Source organism: Synechococcus sp. PCC 7502, from assembly GCF_000317085.1.
Classification (GTDB): domain Bacteria; phylum Cyanobacteriota; class Cyanobacteriia; order Pseudanabaenales; family Pseudanabaenaceae; genus PCC-7502.
The window spans coordinates 2,683,577-2,709,905 of the sequence record NC_019702.1; the positions used below are offsets into that span (position 1 = coordinate 2,683,577).

Annotated in this window: 30 protein-coding genes and 2 pseudogenes; 14 read left to right on the plus strand and 18 right to left on the minus strand. The window is 40.0% G+C overall.

The genetic code is table 11. The features are described 5' to 3' along the window. Positions 1-23: 23 nt before the first annotated feature. The 3 genes from SYN7502_RS13355 to SYN7502_RS13365 all read right to left on the minus strand — a co-directional run bounded on the left by SYN7502_RS13355 (position 24) and on the right by SYN7502_RS13365 (position 1,453). Positions 24-230, minus strand: coding sequence for a hypothetical protein (locus SYN7502_RS13355; RefSeq protein ID WP_015169317.1), 207 nt, complete (start codon positions 228-230; stop codon positions 24-26). Beyond that, positions 227-568: a hypothetical protein gene (locus SYN7502_RS18405; RefSeq protein ID WP_015169318.1), complete on the minus strand. Its 342-nt coding sequence runs from the start codon at positions 566-568 to the stop codon at positions 227-229. Before SYN7502_RS18405 ends, SYN7502_RS13355 begins: the two co-directional genes overlap by 4 nt. A 153-nt stretch (positions 569-721) precedes the next feature. Continuing rightward, positions 722-1,453 (minus strand): uracil-DNA glycosylase, encoded by a 732-nt coding sequence (locus SYN7502_RS13365; protein ID WP_015169319.1) that lies wholly within the window; start codon positions 1,451-1,453, stop codon positions 722-724. 89 nt (positions 1,454-1,542) lie between these two features. Here SYN7502_RS13365 and SYN7502_RS13370 point away from each other — a divergent pair, with 89 nt between their 5' ends. Beyond that, entirely contained in the window at positions 1,543-2,310 is a 768-nt protein-coding gene (locus SYN7502_RS13370) for an ATP-binding cassette domain-containing protein (protein WP_015169320.1), read from the plus strand. On the opposite strand, the gene SYN7502_RS13375 is transcribed toward SYN7502_RS13370, so the two are convergent. Next, positions 2,268-3,536, minus strand: a complete 1,269-nt coding sequence (locus SYN7502_RS13375; protein ID WP_015169321.1) for an FAD-dependent monooxygenase — start codon at positions 3,534-3,536, stop codon at positions 2,268-2,270. The genes SYN7502_RS13370 and SYN7502_RS13375 overlap by 43 nt on opposite strands. A gap of 415 nt (positions 3,537-3,951) precedes the next feature. Between SYN7502_RS13375 and SYN7502_RS13380 the strand changes: the two genes are divergently transcribed. Next, positions 3,952-4,764, plus strand: a complete 813-nt coding sequence (locus SYN7502_RS13380) for an ABC transporter permease (protein ID WP_015169323.1) — start codon at positions 3,952-3,954, stop codon at positions 4,762-4,764. A 72-nt stretch (positions 4,765-4,836) separates the two neighbouring features. On the opposite strand, the gene SYN7502_RS13385 is transcribed toward SYN7502_RS13380, so the two are convergent. The 3 genes from SYN7502_RS13385 to SYN7502_RS13395 all read right to left on the minus strand — a co-directional run bounded on the left by SYN7502_RS13385 (position 4,837) and on the right by SYN7502_RS13395 (position 7,195). Beyond that, positions 4,837-5,187 carry a DUF1257 domain-containing protein gene (locus SYN7502_RS13385; protein WP_015169324.1) on the minus strand — a complete coding sequence of 117 codons (351 nt, stop codon included), beginning with the start codon at positions 5,185-5,187 and terminating at the stop codon, positions 4,837-4,839. Between the two features lie 101 nt (positions 5,188-5,288). Next, positions 5,289-6,812 (minus strand): stress-responsive protein Ycf46, encoded by a 1,524-nt coding sequence (gene ycf46 / locus SYN7502_RS13390; RefSeq protein WP_015169325.1) that lies wholly within the window; start codon positions 6,810-6,812, stop codon positions 5,289-5,291. Positions 6,813-6,877: 65 nt separating this feature from the next. After that, complete coding sequence (locus tag SYN7502_RS13395) at positions 6,878-7,195, minus strand: slr0373 family blue light stress response protein (RefSeq protein WP_015169326.1); 318 nt, start codon at positions 7,193-7,195, stop codon at positions 6,878-6,880. A gap of 217 nt (positions 7,196-7,412) precedes the next feature. Here SYN7502_RS13395 and SYN7502_RS13400 point away from each other — a divergent pair, with 217 nt between their 5' ends. The 5 genes and pseudogenes from SYN7502_RS13400 to SYN7502_RS21030 all read left to right on the plus strand — a co-directional run. Then, on the plus strand, positions 7,413-7,880 hold the full coding sequence (locus SYN7502_RS13400) for a hypothetical protein (RefSeq protein WP_015169327.1): 468 nt from the start codon (positions 7,413-7,415) through the stop codon (positions 7,878-7,880). 21 nt (positions 7,881-7,901) lie between these two features. Beyond that, positions 7,902-8,753, plus strand: a complete 852-nt coding sequence (locus tag SYN7502_RS13405) for an urease accessory protein UreD (protein ID WP_015169328.1) — start codon at positions 7,902-7,904, stop codon at positions 8,751-8,753. 56 nt (positions 8,754-8,809) lie between these two features. Then, on the plus strand, positions 8,810-9,112 hold the full coding sequence (gene ureA, locus SYN7502_RS13410; RefSeq protein ID WP_015169329.1) for an urease subunit gamma: 303 nt from the start codon (positions 8,810-8,812) through the stop codon (positions 9,110-9,112). 159 nt (positions 9,113-9,271) lie between these two features. Beyond that, positions 9,272-11,221: a glycoside hydrolase family 10-like protein gene (locus SYN7502_RS13415; protein ID WP_015169330.1), complete on the plus strand. Its 1,950-nt coding sequence runs from the start codon at positions 9,272-9,274 to the stop codon at positions 11,219-11,221. A 120-nt stretch (positions 11,222-11,341) separates the two neighbouring features. Continuing rightward, a pseudogene (locus tag SYN7502_RS21030) lies at positions 11,342-11,585 on the plus strand (IS1/IS1595 family N-terminal zinc-binding domain-containing protein); the annotation flags it as partial. Between the two features lie 11 nt (positions 11,586-11,596). Here SYN7502_RS21030 and SYN7502_RS20670 read toward each other — a convergent pair. The 3 genes from SYN7502_RS20670 to SYN7502_RS20680 are packed head-to-tail and all read right to left on the minus strand — an operon-like array spanning position 11,597 to position 12,656. Beyond that, a complete protein-coding gene (locus tag SYN7502_RS20670) occupies positions 11,597-12,163 on the minus strand; it encodes an IS630 family transposase (protein ID WP_015168490.1) in 567 nt (188 codons plus the stop codon). Between the two features lie 2 nt (positions 12,164-12,165). Beyond that, on the minus strand, positions 12,166-12,381 hold the full coding sequence (locus SYN7502_RS20675) for a winged helix-turn-helix domain-containing protein (protein ID WP_210391275.1): 216 nt from the start codon (positions 12,379-12,381) through the stop codon (positions 12,166-12,168). Beyond that, entirely contained in the window at positions 12,378-12,656 is a 279-nt protein-coding gene (locus SYN7502_RS20680) for a helix-turn-helix domain-containing protein (RefSeq protein WP_210391290.1), read from the minus strand. The genes SYN7502_RS20675 and SYN7502_RS20680 overlap by 4 nt, the downstream gene beginning before the upstream one ends. A 63-nt stretch (positions 12,657-12,719) precedes the next feature. Between SYN7502_RS20680 and SYN7502_RS18995 the strand changes: the two are divergent. Beyond that, positions 12,720-13,159: pseudogene (locus SYN7502_RS18995) on the plus strand (IS1 family transposase); the annotation flags it as partial. On the opposite strand, the gene SYN7502_RS13430 reads toward SYN7502_RS18995, so the two are convergent. Together SYN7502_RS13430 and SYN7502_RS19000 are read right to left on the minus strand one after the other, a co-directional pair. Then, complete coding sequence (locus SYN7502_RS13430; protein ID WP_051023632.1) at positions 13,129-13,353, minus strand: FoF1 ATP synthase subunit a; 225 nt, start codon at positions 13,351-13,353, stop codon at positions 13,129-13,131. The pseudogene SYN7502_RS18995 and the gene SYN7502_RS13430 sit on opposite strands and share 31 nt — an antisense overlap. Positions 13,354-13,635: 282 nt before the next feature. After that, complete coding sequence (locus SYN7502_RS19000; protein ID WP_305808202.1) at positions 13,636-13,968, minus strand: IS1 family transposase; 333 nt, start codon at positions 13,966-13,968, stop codon at positions 13,636-13,638. 38 nt (positions 13,969-14,006) lie between these two features. Between SYN7502_RS19000 and SYN7502_RS13435 the strand changes: the two genes are divergently transcribed. After that, positions 14,007-14,837: an IS982 family transposase gene (locus SYN7502_RS13435; RefSeq protein WP_041430184.1), complete on the plus strand. Its 831-nt coding sequence runs from the start codon at positions 14,007-14,009 to the stop codon at positions 14,835-14,837. Between the two features lie 418 nt (positions 14,838-15,255). Here the strand turns inward: SYN7502_RS13435 and modA are convergent, their stop codons facing one another. From modA to SYN7502_RS13450, 3 genes are all read right to left on the minus strand, one after another. After that, complete coding sequence (gene modA / locus SYN7502_RS13440; protein WP_015169333.1) at positions 15,256-16,026, minus strand: molybdate ABC transporter substrate-binding protein; 771 nt, start codon at positions 16,024-16,026, stop codon at positions 15,256-15,258. A gap of 209 nt (positions 16,027-16,235) precedes the next feature. Further along, positions 16,236-17,282 (minus strand): ABC transporter permease, encoded by a 1,047-nt coding sequence (locus SYN7502_RS13445; RefSeq protein ID WP_015169334.1) that lies wholly within the window; start codon positions 17,280-17,282, stop codon positions 16,236-16,238. 1 nt (position 17,283) lies between these two features. Further along, positions 17,284-17,466, minus strand: a complete 183-nt coding sequence (locus SYN7502_RS13450; protein ID WP_015169335.1) for a hypothetical protein — start codon at positions 17,464-17,466, stop codon at positions 17,284-17,286. 145 nt (positions 17,467-17,611) lie between these two features. On the opposite strand from SYN7502_RS13450, the gene atzF reads away from it, so the two are divergent. From atzF to SYN7502_RS13465, 3 genes are all read left to right on the plus strand, one after another. Further along, entirely contained in the window at positions 17,612-18,994 is a 1,383-nt protein-coding gene (gene atzF / locus SYN7502_RS13455; RefSeq protein ID WP_041429485.1) for an allophanate hydrolase, read from the plus strand. Between the two features lie 29 nt (positions 18,995-19,023). After that, on the plus strand, positions 19,024-19,425 hold the full coding sequence (locus SYN7502_RS13460) for an allophanate hydrolase-related protein (RefSeq protein WP_041429487.1): 402 nt from the start codon (positions 19,024-19,026) through the stop codon (positions 19,423-19,425). Between the two features lie 96 nt (positions 19,426-19,521). Further along, positions 19,522-19,875 (plus strand): hypothetical protein, encoded by a 354-nt coding sequence (locus tag SYN7502_RS13465; RefSeq protein WP_015169336.1) that lies wholly within the window; start codon positions 19,522-19,524, stop codon positions 19,873-19,875. Here SYN7502_RS13465 and SYN7502_RS13470 read toward each other — a convergent pair. Next, positions 19,830-21,758, minus strand: a complete 1,929-nt coding sequence (locus SYN7502_RS13470; protein ID WP_015169337.1) for a DUF2779 domain-containing protein — start codon at positions 21,756-21,758, stop codon at positions 19,830-19,832. The genes SYN7502_RS13465 and SYN7502_RS13470 overlap by 46 nt on opposite strands. A 19-nt stretch (positions 21,759-21,777) precedes the next feature. Next, positions 21,778-22,704 carry a homogentisate phytyltransferase gene (locus SYN7502_RS13475; protein WP_015169338.1) on the minus strand — a complete coding sequence of 309 codons (927 nt, stop codon included), beginning with the start codon at positions 22,702-22,704 and terminating at the stop codon, positions 21,778-21,780. 58 nt (positions 22,705-22,762) lie between these two features. Here SYN7502_RS13475 and SYN7502_RS13480 point away from each other — a divergent pair, with 58 nt between their 5' ends. Together SYN7502_RS13480 and SYN7502_RS13485 are read left to right on the plus strand one after the other, a co-directional pair. Further along, positions 22,763-23,218 carry an MAPEG family protein gene (locus tag SYN7502_RS13480; RefSeq protein WP_246828920.1) on the plus strand — a complete coding sequence of 152 codons (456 nt, stop codon included), beginning with the start codon at positions 22,763-22,765 and terminating at the stop codon, positions 23,216-23,218. A gap of 49 nt (positions 23,219-23,267) precedes the next feature. Beyond that, complete coding sequence (locus SYN7502_RS13485; protein ID WP_015169340.1) at positions 23,268-24,446, plus strand: Era-like GTP-binding protein; 1,179 nt, start codon at positions 23,268-23,270, stop codon at positions 24,444-24,446. On the opposite strand, the gene SYN7502_RS19425 is transcribed toward SYN7502_RS13485, so the two are convergent. Next, a complete protein-coding gene (locus SYN7502_RS19425; RefSeq protein ID WP_015169341.1) occupies positions 24,443-26,278 on the minus strand; it encodes a pentapeptide repeat-containing protein in 1,836 nt (611 codons plus the stop codon). The genes SYN7502_RS13485 and SYN7502_RS19425 overlap by 4 nt on opposite strands. Positions 26,279-26,329: the final 51 nt, after the last annotated feature.

Genomic DNA, 26,329 nt, shown 5'->3' on the forward strand with positions numbered 1-26,329 from the left:
ATTTTTTTAGTACTAATTTTTCACTAAACCTTAGAACTGAGATGACGATCTATAGCTCTCCCAATCAAGGCATCATGGTTTTTGATCAGCTTTTGCATCAAGATTACTGGTTCGGCTAGGGAATTAAAATATTGAGAAAAAGGGTTTGTTTGAGGCTTGGAGATTGCTGTTTCTAAGTCATTGATAAGTTGATCAAGAAGCTGATCAAATAATTGCTCGGCTCGATTCATGATTTCGTCTCAAAGAATAACTTATATAGTACATAGGCGATCGCCACCATAAATACTAAAGAAACTGCCGCCGCCACTAGATTGACGAGAAACTTAACTATGGCAAACGTCAATATACCAACCACAGCGATCGCTGCGATTTTAGTTACACCTGTTAAGCTATTAATCCAATTCACAAGTCCCGAAAGACTAGTTTTAGCGGTTTCCACAGTATTATCTGATACTTGATTAAATTCTGTTTTAAAGGGATCGGCACTCTTGAGGGGTGGCTCAAATTTGTTACTGACTTCTCGCTCTAATTGGCGAAATCTTTCTTCTAAATCATCTGAGTTACTCATAGGACTTCAATTTACATAAAATTCGGGCTAACGATATCAGCCTAGTACTTAATTATTGCCGATCAATCCCGTAAATGTAGATAAAATTATCTTATCTAAGGTGAGCAAATTAGCATCATAAATTCATTTAGTAATTTTAGAGAGTATTTAAACTTAGAAATCTTCAGCATTTTCAATTTCATGCTTAATTTCCAAATACTTTTCCCTTACAGCTTTAATATCTTGCCACATAAACCATTTAGGGCTTCCTTCTTCACGACTGGCATTGCGTAATAGGTAAGCAGGATGGAAAATTGGCATTACCCAACGTCCTTGCCATTGACTCCACTCTCCTCGAATTTTAGTAATTCCCCGTTTATCTCCCGTAATTGCTTTAACCGCAGTTGCCCCTGTCAGGAGAATAATTTTAGGATCAACTAAACGAATTTGCTCTAATAGGTAGGGTTTACAGGCTGTTACTTCTGCTTCAGTGGGTACTCGATTGTCTGGTGGACGGCACTTATTGATATTGCAAATATATACATCTTGGGTGGGGTCAAATTGTACAGAAGCAAGAATTTTATCTAATAGCTGTCCCGATCGCCCCACAAATGGTAGTCCAGTTTCATCTTCACTTTCTCCGGGTGCTTCACCAATAATCATAATCAGAGCTTGGCGGTTTCCTCTTTCGATTACTACGTTTTTGCGGGTATAGGCTAAATTGCATTTCTGGCAGGCGATCGCCTCAGTTTTAAGATCATCTAGGTTAGCATAAACTGTAGTTGTGGCTGGTGAGTTTGAGATATTAATGGATTGTGCAGTTTGCCCTAAGGAGTGCCCCAACGCCTGATTTCCCTGCTCTAAAGACTGTTCAAAATTAAATAAGCTAATTTGTTCGCCCGCCATGTGTTTATAACCAAGCCAAGTAGGATTTAGAAACTGTAGAATTAATTTGTATTGTAAACTCTCAAATAACCCTTCAGATCAGATATTTCATGCTGGAATCATTAGTACCAATTGCTCAGGAGCATACTCAGAATAAAATTTTAAACCCTTCGGTCAAAATATCTGGACTTAATTACTACTTTGGTGAAGGTGATTTAAAAAAACAAGTACTTTACGACATTAATCTGGAACTATATCCGGGGGAAATTGTGATTATGACGGGACCCTCAGGCTCTGGCAAAACTACACTGTTAACCTTAATTGGGGCATTACGCACCGCCCATGAAGGGAGTTTACAAGTGCTTGACCATCAAATTAGTGGCATGAACAAGTCAGAGTTAGTAGAGGTTAGAAAAAATATTGGCTTTATCTTTCAATCCCATAACCTGTTTCATTCGTTAACTGCTCGGCAAAATGTACAAATGGCTGTGGATTTAATGCCTCGGAATACTAAAGGAATTCCTGCCCAAAAAGCTGCGGATATTCTAGGTAAATTAGGATTAGCAGAGAGAGTCGATTATCGTCCATCTGCGCTATCGGGAGGACAAAAACAAAGGGTAGCGATCGCCCGTGCCTTAGTTCATAGTCCTCAATTAATCCTTGCCGATGAACCAACCGCAGCCCTAGATAAACAATCGGGTCGAGATGTGGTGACACTTATGCAAAAAATGGCAAAGGAAGAAGGCATCACAATTTTAATGGTGACCCACGATAATCGAATTTTAGATATTGCCGATCGCATGATCAAAATGGTGGACGGTTATTTAAGCTCTGATCAGGCACTTAATGTTTCCTCTAATGATGTAGGGATGTTGTAAGTAAGATTTGGTTGCCTGCCTATTAGTCCCATCATGAAATACATAAGGATTTTCTTAAATGGTGCTAAAACAGCGATCGCCAAACCAATTCTTCTAATTACTTGCCAGAGCCAAAACTGATTAGAAAATAAGCGATTAGTAATATCCGTAACCGTAATCACTGCCCAATTATCCCAGCGTCGCCAGTTTTGATAACGTTTCAGCACCGCCATTGTTCCCAAGTCTTCACCTTTATTAAAGGCAGTTAAAATAATTTCAGCGATCGCCCCCGCATCTCTAATGCCCAAATTCATACCCTGTCCCGCTACTGGATGGGTAGTATGTGCCGCATCACCAATTAACGCTAATCGAGGTTGAATGTAAGTCTGGCTGTGCATCCAACGGGGATTATAACTGGCACGAGTTTTTGATTCTAGGGTTAAATTTCCTAGTTTTTCTAATAATTCTGTCCCAAATCGCTTAGTTAATTCCTGCATAAAGGCTTGATCATCTAATGCCAAAAGTTCCGTAACTTCAGAGTTTTTCGCTGTCCACACAATGCAAAAGCGATCGCCTGCTAAAGGCAACAAAGCAAAGGGACCACTGGACTGAAATCTTTCATAGGCTATATTCTGATGGGGAAATTCGGTTTTAATCGTCACCACAATACAGGTTTGATCGTAAAGCTTTTCTGATATGGGAATGTCTGCTAAATTGCGGACTAGCGATCGCCCCCCATCGGCACCAATCAATAACTTAGTTTCCAGCTTCGTAATTTTACTGCCTGAGTCAACTTTAACCGTCAAATATTCGCTAGATTCATGAAAAATATCCACGATTTTAGCGGGACAGATTAAATCAATATTGGGGCATTGTTTAATAAATTCCCATAAAGCCTCTTGGGTAACTTGATTCTCGATCACATAGCCTAAAGCTGATTTGTTGATGTCCTCACGATTTAGGCAAACTTTTTGGGGGTAATTGCCATCGGAAACTTGAATGCTGTGCATAGGCGTTACACTTCGTTTGACCATACCGCCCCACACGCCGATTTTTTGCCAAATTAGACTAGACCCAAGGGCAACCGCACTGGCACGTCCATCAGCACTAAACTCATTGTGTAATAGCTCAGCTTTTGCCTCAATAATGCCAACTTTTAACTGTGGATTTGAGTCTAAATTTGCACCTAAAGCACTGGCAACAGTAGCTCCTATTATCCCACCACCGACTATCAAGACATCAAACATAAACGCTTCGCACTTATATTAAAAAGTATTAACTATCCACTCTCTATGATAACTGCTACTTTTCGATTCCTTTTCCCTAAAGGGTTATTTAGCCTATTTTTAAAGAATTAATTGATCGACTATGGCTGTCTCGACCAAAAGGTCAAATTGTTTTGAATGTTTAATCAGGAAATTAGTGTTTTTAACTCCTTCGTTTATGATTCTAGGGCTTATTCAGATTTTGAATTACAATCAAAGCTACTATGCAGCAGTTACAGCCTATTTCACAACTAAAGGATACGTTGGGGAGCTGCGTCCTAGGAGTTCTAACCCTATACCCCGCACTACATAAACCCGTAAAAGACTGTGGAGATCGAATTTCCTAATATTTACTAAATTCCAGTAATACTATTTTATCCATTTCAACGCGTAGCTGATGAATAGACGACTTCGTAGATTGGGGCTAATCCTCACAATTATTTTTCTATTAATGCCTTTATTGGCTCCAGTTTTGCAACATCTAGGTATATTGTCAGACCCCAATGAGTTTTTAAGTAATCCGATTCATGCAGCTCCATCTTGGCAGTATATTTTTGGTACCGATCAACAGGGGCACGATATTTTAGCAAGGTCGATCGCTGGAGCGGGGGTAGCATGGCAAGTGGTAATTGCTTCTACTTTTTTGAGTTTGGTGATCGGGGTACCTTTGGGCATGATCAGTGGCTATCAAGGCGGCTGGTTAGATCGGGTTTTAGTATTTTTCATGGATGCCCTTTATACGATCCCCGGTTTATTACTATCAATTACGATCGCTTTTGTGGTGGGGCAAGGTGTATGGAATGCAGCGATCGCCCTTAGTGTTAGTTATATTCCCCAGTATTTTCGGGTAATTCGTAACCAAACCGTCAGCGTCAAAACCGAATTATTTATTGAAGCTGCTCAAGCTCTGGGTGCCAATACTTGGACAGTTTTAACTAAATACTTAGCGCAAAATGTGATTCAAACTATTCCCGTGTTTTTTACCCTTAATGCTGCCGATGCCATTTTAACTTTGGCGGGGTTAGGCTTTTTAGGACTAGGCGTACCCGAAGATATACCTGAATGGGGACATGATTTAAAACAAGCTTTAGATGCCCTATCCACAGGTGAGAATGTGTGGTGGACAACTCTATTTCCCGGATTGGCAATTACCCTAATGGTGGTGGGACTATCTTTGCTCGGTGAAGGACTAACCCAAAAGCCAGAGTAAATATCGTAGCTATAAAAAAATAGGCTGACTACAATAGCCAGCCGTAAGTTTGTATAACAAGTGTTTATCCGCTTACTGTACTACCAGTTTGACATTAGCATTGGCAAGGGCGGGACGCTTTGCTTCAACAAGGGTTTTGTTAACAGCATATTTTTGGTTGATAGAGTTAATCAACTCAGTTTGGTTGTGCTTTTTAGCAACTCCCCAAAGGTCAGCGATCAAGTCAAAGGAACCATCAGCATTGCGAGACCAACCTAAATCATAGTCGCCTTCAAGAACTGCAACGATTTCAGAGCGAATGCGTTGACCGTTGTAACCACGAACATCTGCTTCAGTTTTAACCGTAATACCCAAATCACGAAGAGAAGACTTCAAAATTTCGGCTTCAGTAATTTTTGTGCGAAGTGTGCTGAAATGAGACATAATAGTTTAGCTCCTGTAAATGTGTTTGAACCGTTTAGGACTGCTAGCTTAGTGTTTGCCGACATTTGGCTAGCCTTTACCCAGCAAAACTGGGAAAGCTTTTAGAACTCCATACGCTGATATTCAGCGAAGGTAGTTGCTGCGGGACGCGCTCGCAACTTTGCCCAATCACGCAACGCTGTTACCTGTTCTGTCATGGTGCGTGAAAGTGGGGTTGTCGATTTGACCGCAGAAATAATATCTAGTTGGGTAAACTCCCGATCTTGGGCAAAAGCTTCGTACATAGCTGCGATAATTGCCTGCTCGATCTCTGCTCCAGAAAATCCTTCTGAGACATTAGAGAGTTGATCTAGATCAAACCTTGTTACATCTGAGCGTCTTCTGCCCAAATGAATTTCAAATACTTGACGACGTTCATCAAAGTCAGGGAGATCGACAAAAAATATCTCATCAAATCTACCTTTACGGAGAAACTCTGCTGGGAGGCGATCGGCGCGGTTAGCAGTAGCCATTACAAATACGGGGGATTTTTTCTCCTGCATCCATGTGAGGAATGTGCCGAAAATTCGAGATGAAGTACCACCATCTGAGTCCGCCGAGCCTGCGCTGCCAGCAAATGCCTTATCCAATTCATCAATAAATAAAATAACTGGGGATATGGATTCTGCCGCTTTGAGTGCATTCCGCAGATTTGCTTCAGAACGACCGACAGTGGAGCCATCATAGACCCTACCCATGTCCAGTTTGACTAAAGGTAACGACCATAGCCGAGAAGTGGTTTTAGCAATTAATGACTTACCACAACCAGGAATACCTAAAATCATCATGCCTTTGGGTTGAGGCAATCCGTATTCCCTTGCCCGTTGACTAAACGCATTAGAACGCTGCTTAAGCCATCGCTTTAGCTCTTCCAGTCCGCCAACTGCATTTATCCCTTCCTCTTGTTCAATGTATTCCAAAATACCGTTGCGACGAATTAGCTGCTGCTTTTCAGAAAGAACTATCTCTACTTCAGCTTCGGTGAGGCGACCAGTTGTGACTTGGGCTTTACGATAAACCTTTTCAGCTTCGTCTCGGGTTAAACCTAAAGCGGCTCTCAGTAGCTTTTCCTTAGCCTCTGAACTGAGTTTGTGCGATCGCTGTCCTAGCTGGGTATTTAATACTTCCGTAAGCTCTGCCATATTGGGTAGGGCAAAATCCAGAACTACAATCTCCTTTTCTAACTCTATGGGAATAACCTGAATTGGAGACATTAGAATTATGGACTTTTCTACTCCCTTAAAGCTGGCGATCGCATCCCTCAGCCACCGAATTACCCCAGGAGTGTTATCAAGAAAGGGATGTAAGTCCTTGAAAATGAATATAGCTGGTTCCTTATGCTTGATTGTCCAGTCTATGGCTGCTTCGGGGGAAATTGTATTGTGTTGGGTGACGGTACTGGGCTGACCATATTCTACTAAACCGTGGGTTACAGTCCATATAAATACTTGTCTAGGGGGCTTATTGGCAACTGATGTAATTTGAGCAACATGGGCGATCGCCTTTTCAGCTCTCTCTTCCTCTGAAGTTGTAAGGTAGATCAGGGGATACTGTGCCTGTATAAGTATGTTTAATTCTTCTTGCATAGCGCAATACCGCTGATCTAAGTTTTTTAATTTTTTAGTAAATTCAAGAAATTGATGAAAGCTAGCTACAAAATTGCCATCTCTCCATCCGATTTAATTACCTGTCCATTAGCATTTGTAGCACTTGATAGAGAGACGTTACCAGTAAGTGATATAAGTTCTCCACTCTTAAATACTAATGACTGCGTACATTCCGGACAGCTATATACCTGATGGGTATGCCCAACCCCAGCACTTTCAACCACATCTGGATAGGAAAGATAAAACGATATAGCTTTTTCAGCCAAATCAGACATAGGGTCTTGATCAATCGCTGCCCTGATCTTTAACTGGTGACGTAAGTCTGAAGATAGGTATAAAGTTACTTTTTGCTTGTCCTGCATATTATGTTGATGGATTGAATAACCTGTCTTTGCGTAATCTTACAAACTAATATACTTGCTGTAGCGTTATAACGCTAAATAATTAATATATCTTTACAATGCAACTGTTTCCTGCTTTTTACCGTCACGCTTAATATATATCAAATGCCAGCGTCACCACAGGTTTTAGCTAAAAGTATCTAGCTAAAAGTATCTAAAACTATGAGGAAATAACTCCATGAAAACATCTCAATTTACAGGCTTGGTAGTGACATTAATTGGCTTTGGTTTAGCTTGGAATGTGCGATCGCAGCCGAATAATATGACTCTTTCTCGCAACTTTCGCCCCGATCCCATTGTGATTGAAGGTAGTGCTGGCGGTAATGTCAGTTTGGTAAAACTAGCAGGGGTGGATGCCAAATGTCGGGGTTTTGCCAGTTCTCAGCCCAATCATGTAATTGAATTGAGTAGTAATTTCCCAATGTTAGATATTTTGGCTTATACCAATAATATTAATGATGATCTGACTATGCTAATCAAAGATAATAATGGCTTAGTGATTTGTGCTGATGACGAATACCAAAAACGCTACCCCCAATTTACTCGTCGGCTACGCCAAGGTACTTATCAAATTTGGGTAGGTAACAATGAGCAGGATAAATTGATTCGGTATAAGTTGTCTGTAAGTGAATCTCCACAAAAATAAGAGAAATAAATAAAAGGAATAATGGGATCAAGCTCTTGGCAGGGAAACCTGCGGCTCAACTACGGCTACCACGATGGCATAACCCAGGTTATTAAAAATATTAGTCAGGCTCCTTTGCGAGTGCAGAAGTCTTTTTATCCCGAACAGAAAGATATTTGCCATACGGCGATCTTGCATACAGCAGGTGGGATTGTGGGTGGCGATCGCCTAGATGTAATGATTAATTTAGGGGAAAAATCTCAATCGCTAATTACTACTGCCACCGCCAGCAAAATTTATGGAGCCAAAACCGATCCAAATATAAAACAAAAATCGATAAACGCCCAGCAAACTATACATAGCCATTTACAGTCGGATAGTTATTTAGAGTGGCTACCGCAGGAAACCATCGTTTTTGATGGCGCAATTTATCATCAGAAACATCATATCGAGCTTGAACAAAATGCCCTATGGTTGGGATGGGAAATTGTGAGATTTGGGCGTAGTGCCAGAGGTGAAAGATTTTTATCAGGTAGTTGGCGATCGCACACAGAAGTATGGCGAGCAGGAATTCCCCTTTGGATTGATCGACAGTGGTTACAGGGTGGCGAAGCCATGATTAATAGTCTTCACGGGTTAGATCGATGTTCGGTGGTTGGCACCTTGGCTTTAGTGGGAAAAACAGTAAATCAGGACTTGCTCCAAAATATTCATATCCTCAGTTCCAGCTATAGTGGACAATTGGCAGTCACAGGACTGGTTGAAGGTTTAATCTGTCGGTATCGAGGGCATTCAACCTCAGAAGTCAGAACTTGGTTTATAGCGGTTTGGGAACTTTTACGTTTATTCTATATACATCGACCTACTTGTATCCCGAGAATTTGGTTAGTCTAATTTAAATTAGTTTTTGGTTTAATTAGTATCAACATTTAGTCTAAAGGAACCTCTAAATGCAGCTATCCCCCCAAGAGAAAGATAAACTCCTGATTTTTACCGCCGCTTTAGTTGCTGAACGTCGCCAAGCAAGGGGTATAAAACTCAACTATCCTGAGTCTGTAGCATTGATCACTGCCGCTATTTTGGAAGGTGCAAGAGATGGTAGAACTGTGGCTGAATTAATGAGTTACGGTACCACGATTTTAACTAGAGACGATGTGATGGAGGGAATTGCAGAGATGATCCATGAGGTGCAGGTGGAAGCAACTTTTCCCGATGGGACAAAACTAGTAACTGTACATAACCCCATTCAGTGAACTTTTGATCTGATTAGCGATCTGGCTCTCTGCCGTAGTTGAGGTCTTTAGTGCTGTAAGATTAGAAATACCTCTGCTGTATGTAAATATTTTGTGATTATTCCTGTGGCTATTTTGGTAGCTATTTTGCAAATATAAAGTTAACTATAAAGTGATTTGATGCGATATTTATTTACTATTCTTATGCCTTTGGCGATCGCCAGCCTTAGCATTGATTCTTTAGCGATACAGGCACAGACTAATGCAAGAGCAGAAACTAAGTTAAGTCGCAATGTGCAGATAGACCCCGATGCCGCTAGAACAGAGTCGAATATTCCCGTATCTAACTTAACTATTAATACCCTTGAGGTAATTGGGATGCGTCAAGATTTACAGGAACTAATCGGTAGAATTGAAAACTCTATTAATACAGCTACAGCAAGCCGCACCTATCAAGAATCCGCTCTTCAGAAGCAAGCGATCGCCAATGCCAAGCAGTTTTTGGAAAATTTTAATCAAATGGTGCAAAGTGGTAATTCTCAAGCAGTCAGAAGACAATGGCAAATGGTACGTCAAGAACTTTTGCGAGAATATCCCACTAATACGTTGTCAAACCTACCTGAGGTTAGAGCAATTTGGGTAGATCGAGGCACTATTGTTGCCGCAGGCTCTGAACGTAAACTGGCAGTAATATTTGATCGCATGGAAGCGGCGGGCGTAAACACGGTTTTCTTAGAAACTATAAATGCGGGCTATCCTATCTATCCCAGTGCGATCGCTCCCCAACAAAATCCTTTGGTTAAGGGTTGGGATCCCCTGGCTTCGGCGGTGAAGTTGGCACATGAGCGCCAAATGGAGCTTCATGCTTGGGTCTGGGTATTTGGGGTAGGTAATCAACGGCACAATCTGCTAGTGAATAAACCCGCTAGTTATCCAGGTCCAGTATTAGAACGTAATCCTAGTTGGGCAAACCTAGAACGTAACGGCAGAGTATTTGCGCCTGAAGGTAAAACTTTTCTCGATCCCGCTAATCCCGCTGTCCAGAATTATTTGCTTTCTCTGTATAAAGAAATAATTACCCGTTACGATGTGGACGGCTTACAACTAGACTATATTCGTTACCCTCGTCAAGAGGTAGGTAGAGATCTTGGATTTGGGATTGCAGGCAGAAAAGAGTTTGAAGCTTTGACTGGGATTGATCCGATCTCTATTTCCCCCAATAACCCTTCTCTATGGTGGCTGTGGACTAGCTTTAAAGTGCAGCAGATTGATAATTTTGTTGCCAAGGTTTCTAAAGAACTTAAGCAAATTAAGCCTCGTACTATTATTTCCGCCGCCGTATTTCCTTGGAAGTCACTGGATCGGCTCAACAAAATTCAGCAAAATTGGGAGGCTTGGGCTAGTCGTGGTGAGGTGGACTTAATGGTACCAATGACCTATGCTCCAGATACAAGTGCCTTTCTACAACAAGGGGTGCAACCTGCCCTAGCTGGGATATCCCAAGCTCCAGCCTTACTCTTGCCCGGTGTTTTAATTAAAAATTTAGGTAATACAGAACTACTAGATAAGCTTCAGGCATTACGGGATTTACCTGCGGGAGGTTATTCTCTATTTGCGGCAGAGCATTTACGCCCTGGTTTTACAGACGTTTTACGATATTTGCAAACCAGTCAAGGTGAAAATATAATTCCCTATCGAGAGCCATTTCGGGCTGCCCTAAGTCGATATGCTGCCCTGAAGGAGGAGTGGACTCTTTTGGTGCAGAGCGATCGCCTCTGGATTAGTAAAGATGACTTGATCGACTGGCAAAAACAAGTACAGGTTTTGGATCGAGCCTTAATTGAACTCAACCTTCGTCCCAGTCGAGATCGCCTTAATCAAGCCCAAACAGCCCTTGAAAATATGTCCACAAATTTAGGGAAGTGGATGAATTTAGAAAACTTAGAGAGGCGTTATCGGGTCACAACATGGTCAAATCGCCTAGATGCGATCGGGGCAATATTACGGTTTGGCGATCGTACAGCTTTTTCTCAAGGATTACCAACAGCAATCAAGGTAGTACCAGATTCAGCCAAAACTTCACCTAAAAGTAATGTTGAGGTAGGAACGTTAGTAAATCAGAATAAATAACCTAAGTTGCCATCCATAAATTAACACTAAGAGCAGGAACAAAGAGCATAACCTTAATCCGCGAGAGAATGAATTGATTTAGGGGCGTTGCATAATGAAGAATGAGTTCAAGAAAGAGAGATGCAATGTCCAAAGTGTGGGTCTGAACAAATACACAAAAATGGAATTAAGCAAGGAAAACAAAATCACATTTGTGCTGAATGTGGTCGTCAATTTATAAGTCAAGGGTGAACAAACAAAAGCATATCCAGAAACTACCAAACAAACATGCCTGAAGATGTATCTCAATGGTATGGAATTCAGGTCTATTGAAAGAGTTATGGGAGTACATCACACCACAGTAATTAATTGGGTTAGACAAGTTATACCAAATCGTTAAATACGAGCTACAGATAAAGCCTCTAAAATATAATCCCACCCAACAATCGAAGCAATTACCTCTTGAGTCATAACTTCTAACCTTTCCCGCATTAATGCACGCAACTGGTCAAGATCTTTTGGCAGTTTCCACCTCAACCCTAATTTGAAATGCTGCCACACTCTTTCAATGGGATTAGTCTCAGGTGCATGGGCAGGCTGAAATAGCAAAATAATATTTTTAGGAATCTTTAACCGTTTTGCTCTGTGTGCTCCTGCTTGATCCACTTGCATAACGATGATGTCACCTTGAAAATATGCGCTTACTAAGTTCAGAAATACTTGGAAGCATTCACTATTAAGGTGAGTAAATTCATAGAAAAAGCTTTCCCCTGTTGATGGTTCTACAATTCCATAGAGGTAAGTTGCCTTAAACTGCCACTGAACTTTACCTTTGGGTTTGACTCCTCTTGCTGTGATCTTCCTTCCACTAATTGTCTTTAACCCAATTCGTGTTTCATCTTGACAAAAGAATCTCACTTTGCCATTTAGTCCGATTATATTAATGCCGAACCAGGCAATCATGCTTATAATACTGGCAAGGTTTTTTTATATGCTTCTACTTGCTCTTCTGACTTTCCTGCACTGACTGGACGTGTCACTTTCGGTCTGGCTTTCAGCCGATATCGGACTAGATGATGCACAGTTTTATAGTTTGATTTGATTCCTAATTGGTTCTCTAACCATTGGCAGATCTGCCCATAACTTTCAAAGCCTTCTGCTTCTTCCAGCTTTTTTATCAATGCTTTCTGCGCCCATTGTGGAATACTCTGTTTTCGCCCTGTTCTAGGTTTAGTCCTACTATTCCCCCTTTGCGATAATTCCCTAACCAATCTTGCAATGTAACTCGATGCCGTCCCAGTATTGTCGATGCTATCTGGATTGTGCTTGCTTGTTTTGTTTTTAACAGATACAGCATCTGAATTCTTTCTTTATCTGATGCGGTCTTTTGCACTCTCAGCATATGTTTTAGCTCTTCTTCACTTTCTTTGATCTCTAATTTGTATACTCCTGCCATTTTTTTCTTTGAACTCGGTTTATATATTTATACCATCCGTAGCCTATACTCTTCGATTTGGTATTACCCGATTCTATCGCTCCTGAAAACGTGCCAGATGTCGGTGAATTAGATGAACTTGAAACTTTTGTTGGTTCAAAAAAAACAAGATCTGGCTATGGACAGCAGTAGACCATTTTTGCAAAGGTATCCTTGCATGGACTTTAGGCGATCACAGTGCTGAGACTTTTGAACCATTATGGGCAATTGTGGCAGTATGGCAATGCTATTTCTATGTCACTGACGGTTGGACTGTATATCCAAGTTTTATCCCTGATGGTGATCTGATTATTAGCAAGACTTACATGACCAGAGTTGAGGGTGAAAACTCTCGGTTACGTCACTATCTTGCGCGATTACACAGTAAAACTTTCTGCTATTCCAAATCTTTGGATATGTTGCGATACTCTATACGATTGCTAGTTCACTATCTTCATGACCCTTCTATCCTTTCTTCTATCTGATTCATACTTCTATCTGCAACGCCCAGCATGCCGATAAAGGGCAAATAGCGATCGGGATTTTGTCCACTGGTTTGCTGAATTTGATCGCGTAAATTGACAACTAAGACTTCCAGCAGATTTTGCCAGTGGGATAACTGGGGGGCACTGGAGAGTTTGCGCGTCACCAACCAAGCACCAACGCCCAGTGGTAGCATGATCGCCCATGTAAACACCAAGGTGGCATTAATCTATACAAAGCCCCACTGCCAAAACACGATCTCATCTGGGGTCAGACTAATGTGCATGAAGTCTCCTTGACGATTTCTGCTGCAACTTTTCAATGGTGCGATTGCGTACCCAAATAAATGTCCTAAGCAAACGATCAGATGCCAGATTGCGTTTTCTTGGGTGATTGCTAGCACTAAAGCAAATCCTGGGTCGCGATCGCTAGTCGTCCAAAAAATCGGTAGTGTTACAAAGTTGTTGAACAGATTAAATTAGAGAAGAATAGGAAACTCATACCGATTAATAAATAGACCGATTACAATATCGTGCATCAGAATCGACTTAGAGAAACAAATAGTCTTTCTCGCCAATCGTTTAATTCGAGTTCTCAAAGTTAAATGTTTACGCTCAATTTTCTGAGTATATACTTTGCTAATTACATGAGTAGTCGGGTCGAGGATGCGTTCATAGCCACCCCAAGTATCTGTGAAGAATCGAGTGATACCGAAAGGAGCCAATAGATTGATCAACGAAACCAAAGCATGATCTTGGTGAGGTGCTAATACATAACCCAAGTTGCTACCTAATAGCTGAGGGAAAGAAATCTGCTACAAAGGAAAAGATGCAAGTAGCAGCAAGAAAAATGAATGATGAAATTATAGCGATTTATTGCTTATGCGATGACATTCTAAGAGCAATGAATCATCGTGGTGATCGACAACAAGAAATGAGTGATGGCGAAGTAATGACCACCGCTATAGTTGCCACTATGTATTTTTGTAGAAATTACGAGAGGGCAAGAAAATATTTATCAGAACTACAATACATCCCCAAAATGCTTAGCCGAAGTCGCTTCAACCGCAGACTATATCGAGTTGAGCAAATGCTGTTGATATTGTTTGAAGCGTTGGGGCAAACATGGAAACAACTAAACACGGAATGGGTTTACAGCATTGATAGTTTTCCCATACCTGTCTGTGCCAATATCCGCATTCCAAGGTCAAAAATCTATGATGGCAAACAAGAGTATCGAGGCTATCAAGCCAGCAAGAGAAGATACTTTTATGGTATTAAAATTCATCTGATGGTGACGGAGTCAGGAGAGCCTGTGGAATTTTTTCTAACTAATGGTTCATTTGCTGATGTTAAGGGCTTGAGAGTATTTCCATTTGATTTACCTGAAGGCTCTGTGGTCTATGCAGATAGAGCTTACAACGATTATGAGGTTGAGGATTTGTTGCTTGAAGCCGAAAATATCCAGCTCTCAGCTATGCGAAAAAGCAGCTCAACTCGACCTCTTGCTGGTTATGTTCAGTTTCTTCAACACCATAAGCGCAAAGTTATTGAAACCACTGGCAGTTTAATATCCCAACTTTTACCTAAATCTATTCATGCTGTCACGGCTAAGGGATTTGAGCTTAAAGCTATGCTCTTTGTCCTTGCTCTTAGCGTTAATCTATGGGTAGCAACTTAGGTTAATTTTACTTTAGGCTTAATACCTTCACGCAATTGAGTAGTCATATCTTGCAGCGCATCTTTGCCTAGGTCTAGTTTTGGGGCAATTTATCGGTTTGAGAGGTTTAATTCCATCAAATACAGACACAATATCCACATCCGTGGTGGTTGACGGTGTCATGCGAATATTCTGCCAGTCAGCTTGTCAAAGTTAGGTTTGCAAGTTTTGCACTGGTAGCATTGGTGAGCAGTTTGTAGTTCATCTTTACATCGCTTTATCACCTCTGAACTTTTACATTTGGGACAGCACACTCATGTTGCCCATCCAATCTGGCACAGTGTTCTCTAACGTTTTCCTCATCGATTAGATGGGGTAAGTTCACAATTATCAAATTCTTCCTTTCTTTTACTTCTCCGAAACATCTATTGAGCCAAATTTATTTAGTTAGAACTCTAAATCCGTAGGCTTGAAATATAGATTGAGCTTTAGGACTTTGCAAAAGTTTCACATATTCTTTAGCTACCTGCGGATTTTTACTAGATTTAATAATGCCAATGGGGTAAATAATTGGTGAATGTAACTTTTGATCAGCGATCGCCGAAATCACAACTTTATCCGAACCCTTAGCATCGGTGGCATAGACAATGCCTGCATCTACTTCACCTGATTCCACTGCCGCCAGTACAAACCTAACATTATTCCCTAGGACAAATTTCGGTTGTAATTGCTCAAAAATTCCTAGGCTTTCTAAAGCTTCCTTGGCATACTGCCCCGCAGGAACACTTCTGGTTTCACCTATGGCAATTCTTTTAATGTTTTCATTTACCAATTGCTTGAAATTAGTAAGTTTAATCGGACTACTTTTAGGGGTAATTAAAACTAGTTGATTTGTTAATAAATTTGCCTTAAATGATAATAAATCCTTTGCTTCTAGGGCATTCATTTGCTTTATCCCCGCCGAAATAAATACATCTACGGGCGCACCCTGCTCAATTTGCTGTTGTAGTGATCCAGAGCTACCAAAGTTATAGGTTACTTTTACTGGATTGATCATATCGATTTTCTGTAATGCAGGTTGTAAACTCGCCGCCGCCGCAACTAATAGGTTAGTTGAAGTTTGCGCTTCCGTAATTTGAGTTGCCAAGCCAATTTGGAGAGTTAGGCTAAGAATTATGCCAAAGAAAGTTCCTATGATTAATTTAAACATTCTTTTGTAATTTTACTCAGTTCCTACATATCCTAGAGCATTATTAAAGAAACAAATTCAAAAATAAATGTCTTATCTAAGGAGTTATCTCAAACCCCAAAATGGCAAGATCGAACATGAGATGTGATTAAGTGGGTTGGGAGAATATCAGCAACTTTAGCAATTAGTGCAGCGATCGCCTTGGTTGGTTTACCAATCAGACTTGCTAGTTAGCCTTTTAAGTTTTTGGGGTCTAAGGCATCTCTTAATCCATCCCCAAGCAGATTAAAGGAAAGTACCGTAAGAATAATTAACACTGCGGGTGACCAAATTAACCAAGGCTGTAAAATGATTACTGACGCATTAGTAGCCAAGGACAGCATATTGCCCCAAGATGGATCGGGAGGCTGAATTCCCAATCCAATCAAGCTTAAAACCGATTCAGAAACGATAAAACTAGGAATAGCTAAGGTTGCGGAAATTACAATAAAGCTGGAAGTTTGGGGCAGAATATGGCGAGTAATAATTCTCAATGAGTCAGCACCCGTAGCGATCGCCGCCGTTACAAATTGCTCTTCTTTAATAGATAGTACCTGATTGCGGATAATCCTTGCTAAGCCTGCCCATTGGACAAAGGAAATAATGACCGTAATTAAAATAAATCGTTCAGCATTCGTAAAGGGCAACTGGGTGAATGGATTCTTATCCAAGATAGCTGCCAGTGCCACTAATAGATAGATGGAAGGTACAGACATAATTACTTCCACTAAGCGCATCAGGAAAGAATCAAGGAGACCGCCAAAATATCCCGAAATCCCACCAACTAAGCATCCGACCGCAAAGGAAATACTCGTACCAATAATGCCAATAAATAAACTGACTCTGCCACCATAAAGCAAGCGGGTGAACTGATCTCGCCCCTGATCGTCGGTTCCTAATAAATTTAAGCGTCCTTCCCCTGTGGTGCTAAAGAGGTGTCCATAGTGAAATATGAGAATGCGTGAAGGTTTAGAAAAATCTACTATGAGTTTGCGATCCCCCGTCTCAAAATCAACTGCACCTTGGGTTGTGGGATAAACATGGGCACCAATATATTCCCCTTGCTGATTATGCCAATAGATTTGAGTGGGTGGTAGCAACGCACTATTTTTGGGAGCATCGTACATACTGTAGGGGGTAATAAACCCTGCAAAAATGGTTAATCCATACAAAATGCCGATGAAGATCGCCCCAATGCGCGCAAGGGGATTTATACTCAGTCGCTTCCACCAGTTCATATTAATTACCCTTGAGAGCCTTAGTAAAGTTACGGCGGTAGTTTTCATTAATTGCCAGTAACAGGGGCCACAATAGTGCTAAAGGAATTTGATTTTGCGTAAAACTAGTATTGCTGAAGCCTTGGAGAAATTTCACAGCCCCCACGATATAGATCACCAGAACAATTACCCCGATAATTTCCATATATTTACCCTTTCAGTCTATTCAAAGTCTATTTAATACTACCTATTATGCCTATTTTAATGGTTCGGCTCAGTAAGATAAAATTATGCAGTAATCTTGATCAAAAACTATCAATCACTTAATTAATTACCAAAATTACTGGGGTATGTTCAAACTTTTAGATTTAGATAATTTCTGCCTTGATTTACAATCCCTCAGAGCTAAATACCTCACTAATGAAGTTTCTCCAGTTCAAGTGATTGAATTAATCTACGATCGCCTTGATGCTTTGTCTAATAACTCCATCTGGATTACCTTGCGATCGCGGGAATCAGTAATTGCCTCGGCCCAAGCTCTTAGCGGAGAAGATATAAACAATCTCCCCCTATTTGGAATTCCCTTTGCAGTCAAAGATAATATTGATGTACTGGATTTGCCTACTACTGCTGCTTGTCCTGCTTTTAGTTATAATCCCAGTCATAATGCCACTGTAGTCGAGCGATTAATACAGGCTGGAGCTATTGTCATTGGTAAAACTAACCTAGACCAATTTGCCACAGGATTGGTGGGAACCCGATCGCCTTACGGAGCTTGTCAGAATGCCTTTAATCCCGATTTTATTAGTGGTGGTTCCAGTTCAGGTTCAGCGATCACCGTTGCCAAAGGTTTAGTGAGTTTTGCCCTTGGTACAGATACGGCTGGTTCGGGGCGAGTTCCTGCGGCTTTTAATAATCTTGTGGGACTAAAACCAAGCAGAGGATTAATTAGTACAACTGGGGTCTTTCCAGCTTGCCGTACCTTGGATTGTGTGTCAATTTTTGCTTTAAATACTAGTGATGCTGAAGAGGTCATGGCGATCGCTGCTGCATTCGATCCCACGGATAGCTACTCTCGCTCGATACCCATAGAAATGACTACCAAAGCTGCAAATTTATCTTCAAGTTTTCGATTTGGGGTACCCAGTGAACTAAACTTTTTTGGTGATACTCAGTATGAACAGCTATATGCCCAAAGCCTAGTCCAATTGGAAAAAATTGGGGGAATTCCAGTAAAAATTGACTTTACTCCATTTCAAAAGACGGCACAGCTTGTATATGCAGGAGCTTGGGTGGTGGAGCGATATACAGCCCTCAAATTATTTCTCGCTAACCATGAGCAGGAAATTTTACCTGTACTGCAAACTATTCTAAAAACTGCCTTAAACTACTCCGCCAGTGATGTATTTACGGACTTTTACCGATTAGCCGAACTCCGTCAACAGACAAGTCTAGAATGGCGTAGGCATAGCCTTGATATATTAGCTCTCCCCACCACAGGGACAATCTACCGCATTGCCGAAATAGAGGCAAATCCCATAGAGTTAAATACCAATCTGGGCTACTACACTAATTTTGTTAATTTGCTTGATTTCGCAGCGATCGCCTTACCCGCAGGATTTCGAGATGATGGTTTACCCTTTGGTATTACTTTAATTGCCCCTGCTTTTTCCGATCCATACCTTTGTGCGTTAGGAAAACGGTACGAGCAGATTTATTCACCTCATCTTTAAGCTGTTTTATTTAATCTATCTTAAAATCTATGTCTAATTCTGTAACTAAAATCGCTGTAGTCGGCGCACATCTCAGCGGTCAACCCCTCAACCATCAGCTAACCAGTCGGGGAGCAACTCTTGCCCTTGCTACATACACTGCACCCATCTATCGGTTATATGCCCTTAGTGGAACTATACCCCCTAAGCCTGGCTTAGTAAGACTTAGCGATCAAGAACAAGGTTTCAAGATTGAAGTGGAAGTATGGTCAATAGATATTGCTAAATTTGGCGAATTTGTAGATGAAGTTCCTCCCCCTTTAGGCATTGGTACAACGGTTTTAGAAAATGGGGAAACGGTCAAAGGCTTTATCTGTGAAAACTGGGCGATCGCTAACGCTACAGATATTTCTAGCTTTGGTGGTTGGCGAGCATACTTAAAATCTCTATAAAATCAGCATAAATATGGAAATACTTTTGTAGTTTATGCTACAGTAAATTATACAAAGTTATTAACAAATATAGTTTCAAGTTCGAGGTCTAAGGATATGGCAAGCGCAATTTTTTCCAACTTTTCTAATCAAAGCAGTAATTATCTTGACCTAGCAGCGAAACATCAAGCCAGTATTTCTGCATCTTTGCATCATCGTCAAGAAATTGCCCGAGCTAACCAAAACTTTGATCTTCTATCTCTTCTGGAACAAGAACGTCAACAACTAAATCCCCAAACCCAGAAATCATCACGGAGTATATGGAATTGGTTATTTGAGCCGATGGAAATATCCATTGAAAAATTGCCCAGTGGTAATGGTGAAGTCATTTGGCGTGGTTACAATCCCCAAACTGGCGAAACTCGCTATGGAGAATCTGAAGCCGATATGATTGCTTGGTTAGAGCAGTAATCCTGAGCAATTAAGTATTGCCAATGCGTCCAAATAATCACCATTGCTAAAGTATCAAGGCAACAGTATTGTTTAAGCAATATTTCCCACTTAGCACGAATAGCTGGATCATGCTTGAAGGGGCTGTAAAGAATTTGCTGGTAGGCAAGCATAGCTCCACTACCATCTTTGATCACTTGATACTTTTGATCAATTTCAAGTTCGGGTAAAGTTTCGTAGGGATTAAGAATTTTACCCGATTGATCTCGTTGCAAGTAATGAGATAACCAAGGCATTTGGTGTAAATAACTATTAGTTTTCCAGATTGCTGGTAAGACAGATTTAAGTGAAGTTCTTCCCTTCATCAACGGATGGAAATAATACTTTAAAGTCAAATTATTCATATCAATTAACTTTAGATTTAAGGCTGGGTCTAATGGCAACTCAGAATCAAAAATCAAACTTTCTAGCCATAGGGATAGGCGTTGATTGTCATATTGATAGTGGGAAACTTGAGCGTAAATATCTTTAAGCACACTTTTTTCATGGGTTCCCCAAATTAAAACCGTGCCACAGTTACCGATATGCTCCATTAGTGCTTCGGCAAACTTAAAGTTAGGAAATTCACCACTAATATCAATAAAGCTTGTGTTTATACATTCAGAAGTGGGGGTACTAATTGTATGACAACTCCATTGAAACGCCAGTTGCTCGTTAGGGCGAATTGTTTGATCATAGGCAATATCTAAGCGACAGGTTTCAAAATCAATAAAATGTAAAGGATAATTCCAAGTATTAATAGTTTCCGCTAACTGCTCAGAAATCCATTCTTGATTTTTTTTGGTGTGTTTAATTTGAATGATTTGTCTGGTTTTAAAGCTGTGATGATCTAAAGTTTCAATAGGAATATCATAGAGACTAGATTTACCTTCAGCAATTAAAGTATTAATTAAAGGATTATTATATTCACCGATTTTAGCAACTTGATATAGATCGAGAATATGATCATTTTGAGGATGGCTATGATTCCAACACTCATTAAATCCATTTCTGGTATCTGCATTTGAGCTATTAGTTAACTGATCGAGTCTAAATTCACAATTCTTGCAATTCTTATTAATAGGTGTGGGGATTTTATGAAAACCATTAACTATACTTTCTAGGTAGTTGTTTGTATTTCTGATAACTTTTTCTTTTAATTCTTCGATCTCCCGATTTACATTGATAAATTGTAAAATATGATCTTTTTTTAATTCTTCAATATTACCTAAATATTCAATTTTATAATCAGATTTGTTCTTAGATTCATAATCAGAGAAAATAGAGAAATTTGAACCTAAACAACTTAAACATAGTTTATCCTTGATCGGCAGACATAAATAAGTATTAATCTCAAATTGATTATTTTGATCATTCAAACTAGCTAATAACTCAGATAAAATATAGACTTGGAATGTAATATCTTCTAAGTATCCTTTCCAAATTGAATTGATTTTGCCATCTTTTTTATTTCGTAACAGAGGTTTATATTTTATATCAATTGCTCTAGGCTTAATATATATTAAATCAAATTTATGATCTCTTTTAGCTAGAATATCCAATCTAGCCAGCTTATTTTGATGATAAATTAAGGGTTTAAATAGAGTAATATTTTTCTCTTGTAGCTTAATATTAGTTTCATTAATACCAGAAATAACTCCATCTTCATCTTCAGTATTTACCGAAATTTCTATCCCATTCTTGTAGAGTAGTTGAGCTATTTTAGTAATAATTAAAGCACTAAAGGAAAAACCATAATTTTCTTCTTGATTTTGAGGGTATCCCAGTTTCTTGTAATATAGTTTGGTGGGGCAGCTTTTAGCAATTCTGAAGTCTGACTTAGAAAGATAAATAAGTTTAGACATTCGATAGTTAATTATTAGATTAATTAATAAACTGGATAATATTGGCGAGGGGGAAAATAATATATTCTAAATAAAATAGCTTCCAAATAAACTGATAAAATTGCGTGATTTCTTGGCGATCGCTTAAATTAACAATTATACTTCTTTGCCAAAAAACAACTACTAAAATCCCATGAGTTACAATCAAAACTAGGTTATTGATATTAATTGAAAAATCAGTAAGCCAGCTAGTTATACTAATTATGGTTATTATAGTATATAGGCTTAAGAGTATCTGACGAGATAGATTAAATACGGACAATTGCCCCCACTGAATAGAAAGTGTAGCTATATTAAATTGGCGATCGCCCTCAATGTCTGGCATATCCTTAAATATAGCAATCACATAGGTAAATATCAGGATAAATATAGTTAGTAGCCAAAGTTTTAGGGGAATGTCTAAGCTGTTATTTAAGCTGTAATTGAAATGGAGAAATAAACCGATATTCACAACTAGTCCACGCACTGAGAATATACACATGGATGCCCAAAATGGAAACCTTTTTAATCTAATTGGTGGTTGAGAATATATGGTGCCAATGATTAAGCTCAGGGTCACAGTTAATAATAAAAATTTTCCTCCTGCTAATGCCAAAGCGATCGCCCATAGTAGGCAAGTAATAACGATGAGCCATCCCTGTTTAACTGTAAAATCTCCAGCGGCAAGGGGTAATTGGGGCTTATTAATTTTGTCGATCGCTACATCTGTGATTTGATTTAACCCCACAATGTAAATATTGGCGCAGATACAGGCGATCGCTGCTGACAACCATATTAAAGCTGAGTTAGCAATGGATGCTCCCGAACTGGCTGCCATTAGGTACAGAGCCGTAACACTCAGGCTAGTACCAATTATGGTGTGGGGGCGACTAAACTGCCAAAGTGCCGATAACTTATTTTTAAGCATAGTTCGAGATTGTAGGCTATCTCATTTTAATTTCTGTGAATTGTTATGAAATGTTAAAATGTTTCAGATTTATGTCAGGTTTTTTACATTTGCGGCGATTTTATCTATGAATTTATCAATTTCTACCTCTCAGTTTCTGCTCTATGGATTGGCGATCTCTGCTGGTTTAGTATATTTTCCCTATATATTTGTTGCCTATGCTCGCCTAACTAACGATTTTGACATGAGCGCACCGAGGGCAATGTTTGATCGCCTGCCTGATTATGCCAAACGGGCAACTTGGGCGCACCAAAATTCCTTTGAGTCATTTATGCTATTTACTGCTGCCACCCTTATGGTTTATACCACTGAACATAGCTCAGAGTACACCAGCCTGTTAGTAATTGGCTTTTTGGGTTCACGATTTCTGTATAGTGTGGGCTATATTGCCGATGTGCCGATTCTGCGATCGCTCATGTGGTTGGTGAGTATGATTGCCATTGCTAGTTTAATGACTCGCAGTTTTGGCTTTTAGACGTTTTATATTTACCCTATAGTTATGTAGTCGTGATCAATATTTAACTTTGAACGCTGGTATATACAATGAAGATGATCCTGTAACTTGGGCAAACGATCGCCTTGATCATTACCTTCATAAATATGCTAAGCGTATGAATGAAAGTGATCTTGGTAAAATTCATAGCCTTCAAGCCAAGCTCAAACATCATATATTTGTTATTGCCGCCGTGGGTTTAGCATCTTCTGGTAAGACGGCTGTACTTAACGCTATACACGGGCGAAAAAATTGGCGCACCAGTCCGCTCAAAGGCACCACTGTTAGCTTAAATTATGCTGATACGGATTTAGACTCACCCAAAGTGCAAATTAAGCTGATCGACACGCCTGGACTACATGAAGTTGAAGGGGAATCAAGGGCACAAATTGCGATCAATGCTGCTTATGAGGCTGATTTAATTTTATTCATTACTAGTAAAGACCTAACTCGCTATGAACTAGAAATGATCGCCCAATTACACCATGCACATAAACCGATTCTCCTAATTTTCAATAAAGCTGATTTGTATCCCCCCAGCGATCGCAAACTAATTCATGAAGCATTGCAAAATCCAGAATTACAAGTACTAATTTCACCTGATGAGATCATTTTTACGAGTGCCGAACCCCTTCCCCGCCGTGTTCGTGTTGAATATAACAATGCTAATGCTATTCAAGAAAGTTGGGAATATCCCCCCCATGATGTCCAAGCTTTAAAACAGAAACTTCTGGACTTACTCAATCAAGATGGGAAAGCTCTCTTAGCAATTAATACCATGCGATCGCTCCTAGAGATTCATCGCAATTTTGTCCAAGCCCAACTAGATCAATTAGATCAGTTTTTACCCGATCGCACCTTTGCCAGTGGCATATTTGTGATCAAAGCGATCTCTGTCCTGTTATTACCTTTCCCGATCCTAGATTTTTTGGGCAGTACCCTAGTTGATAGTATTTTAATCAGTGCTGCTAACATATTTTTAGACTATGGACACATCCTGCCAAGCCTAAGTTTAAGTGTAATTAACAGCATAGTTTTGGCAAATATTGATAACAGCTACGCCCAAATTGCTTGGATTGCCATTTCCACTTCTATGTCCATCCATTGGCTACGGGAGGATTTACCAAAAGCTTATCCACTGAAACAAATAATTAAAAAAGTAAAAGCTAATAGTACTGCCAATTCAATTCTGCACAGACTTAAAACTTAATTAAATTTACATGGACCTTTCTTGCCATTAGGACAAATTGTATTAGCGTCTGTACGAGGTTCATGGGTTTTCCAAGTTATTCCGTATAGGTTTGCTCCCGCTAGTTTTGCCCCCAGGAAATTTACCCCAGTTAAATCGGCACCACTAAGTTGGGCATTGGATAGGTCAGCATTACTTAAATTAACCCAAACTAGCCTTGTTTCGGTTAGATTTGCCCCTTTTAACATCGCCCCACTCAAATAAAAACCATCTAAGTTTTGCTTACTCAGATTTCTACCTGCTCTAGGTTGGTTGACAATTTGCCACATTAATAAATCTTTTTTCTCAAGTTTTGTAGCCAGTTCACCTTCGAGTTCAATCTTACTATCTCTGAGGTCAGCAGCCCTGAGGTTAGCGCCACTAAGGTTAGCTCCCTTGAGGTTAGCGCCATTAAAAATTGCCCCGTTAAGGTTAGCTTTCTTGAAATTGGTATTTTTAAGGGTAGCACCAGAAAAATTAACCCGATCTAATCTAGCATCCTGAAAATTAATTCCCGATAGGTCTTTTTGACTGGCATCTTTGAGCATTCCTGATTTTAATCCTGCTTCTGTTACTGCTCTCTGCACAAAGGGAATAGAATAAATTGCAAATAATCCTCCAAGAGTGGCGATCGCTAGGATTGGAATTTTAAATTTTTGCCATACTTGATCTTGCAGAGTTTGTAGGAAGCTAATCGTAGTAGATAAATCAAACTTGGGCTTAGGTTCAGGAATCTCATCAAAAGATTCAGTAAATGTTTCAGGGGGATTATAATTCCATACTGCCGTTGCCTCTGGAAGGTCGTCTTCTAAATCTACAGTGATCTTTTCCCCAGGAGTCCAAACAGTAGCAGGCTTTGGTTGAGGCTGGCTTTGCACTTTTTGGTTTAAGCTTGTCCAACTAAACTGATCGTTATCACAAATCTCTTCAGCTAATTGATCAAAATGATAATTAGGTTTCGGTTCCATAGACTGAGGTGGGGATTGAGAGGGAACACCTGTGTCTTGGGATTGATCGTGATATTTATCAAACCAATCTGGCTCAGATGAGTTAGCACGATTAGTTTTTTTAGGGTGGGCTTTTTTTGGACGTAATACTGGTAAAGGAGGCAGTGGTCCAGATTCATCACTACCAGGGATATATTGATTTTTCTCAGTCCTCTTTTCGATTTCAGGGGCAATTTTAGATTCAGGCTTAGGCTCAACCTTTGGTGTACCAGAACTTAAGTCATTTCCCTCCGTCTTGATATCTTCCGATATATCTATACCAGTCAGTTCTGAAATGCGTGCGGCGCTCTCCTCCCATTCTTTCATAAATGCCGTATTCACATCATCACTGGCGGTTTCCCAAGTATTACCAATAGCAACATCATCATCACTGGGAATAGAACTTATAGCGCCTAAAGCTTCCCAATCTGGGGGAATGTCATCAATGATGTCAGATACATGGGCGTTAACCTCGGGAATAACTTCTTGCTCCCAATCTTGAGTCATAGTTGCCTCTGTCGATTCTGAAAAGTCAAAGGTTAATGTTCCTACCTCTGAGCTTACTACTTGATTCCAGATTGGTTCAGCATCAGCTAAGTTTGCATCATTAACTTTACCTTGATCTGATGTTGGCACAATTTCGGCTCCATCTAACTTGTCATTGGATTCGCCTAATTCGTTAATAGATGCAGATAGGGCAAAATCTTGATTATCCTGAAGTCCGTGAGTTTGAGGATGATTGCTTTGCTCTGCTATGGCGACTTTAAGCTCTTCATCACTGAGAGCAACTAGCTTTTCCCAATCGGAATTGTCTTCAAAATCATTCATTTGCTTACTAACTGACTTAATAGGTTTGTACTAATCGACAAAGATATTATA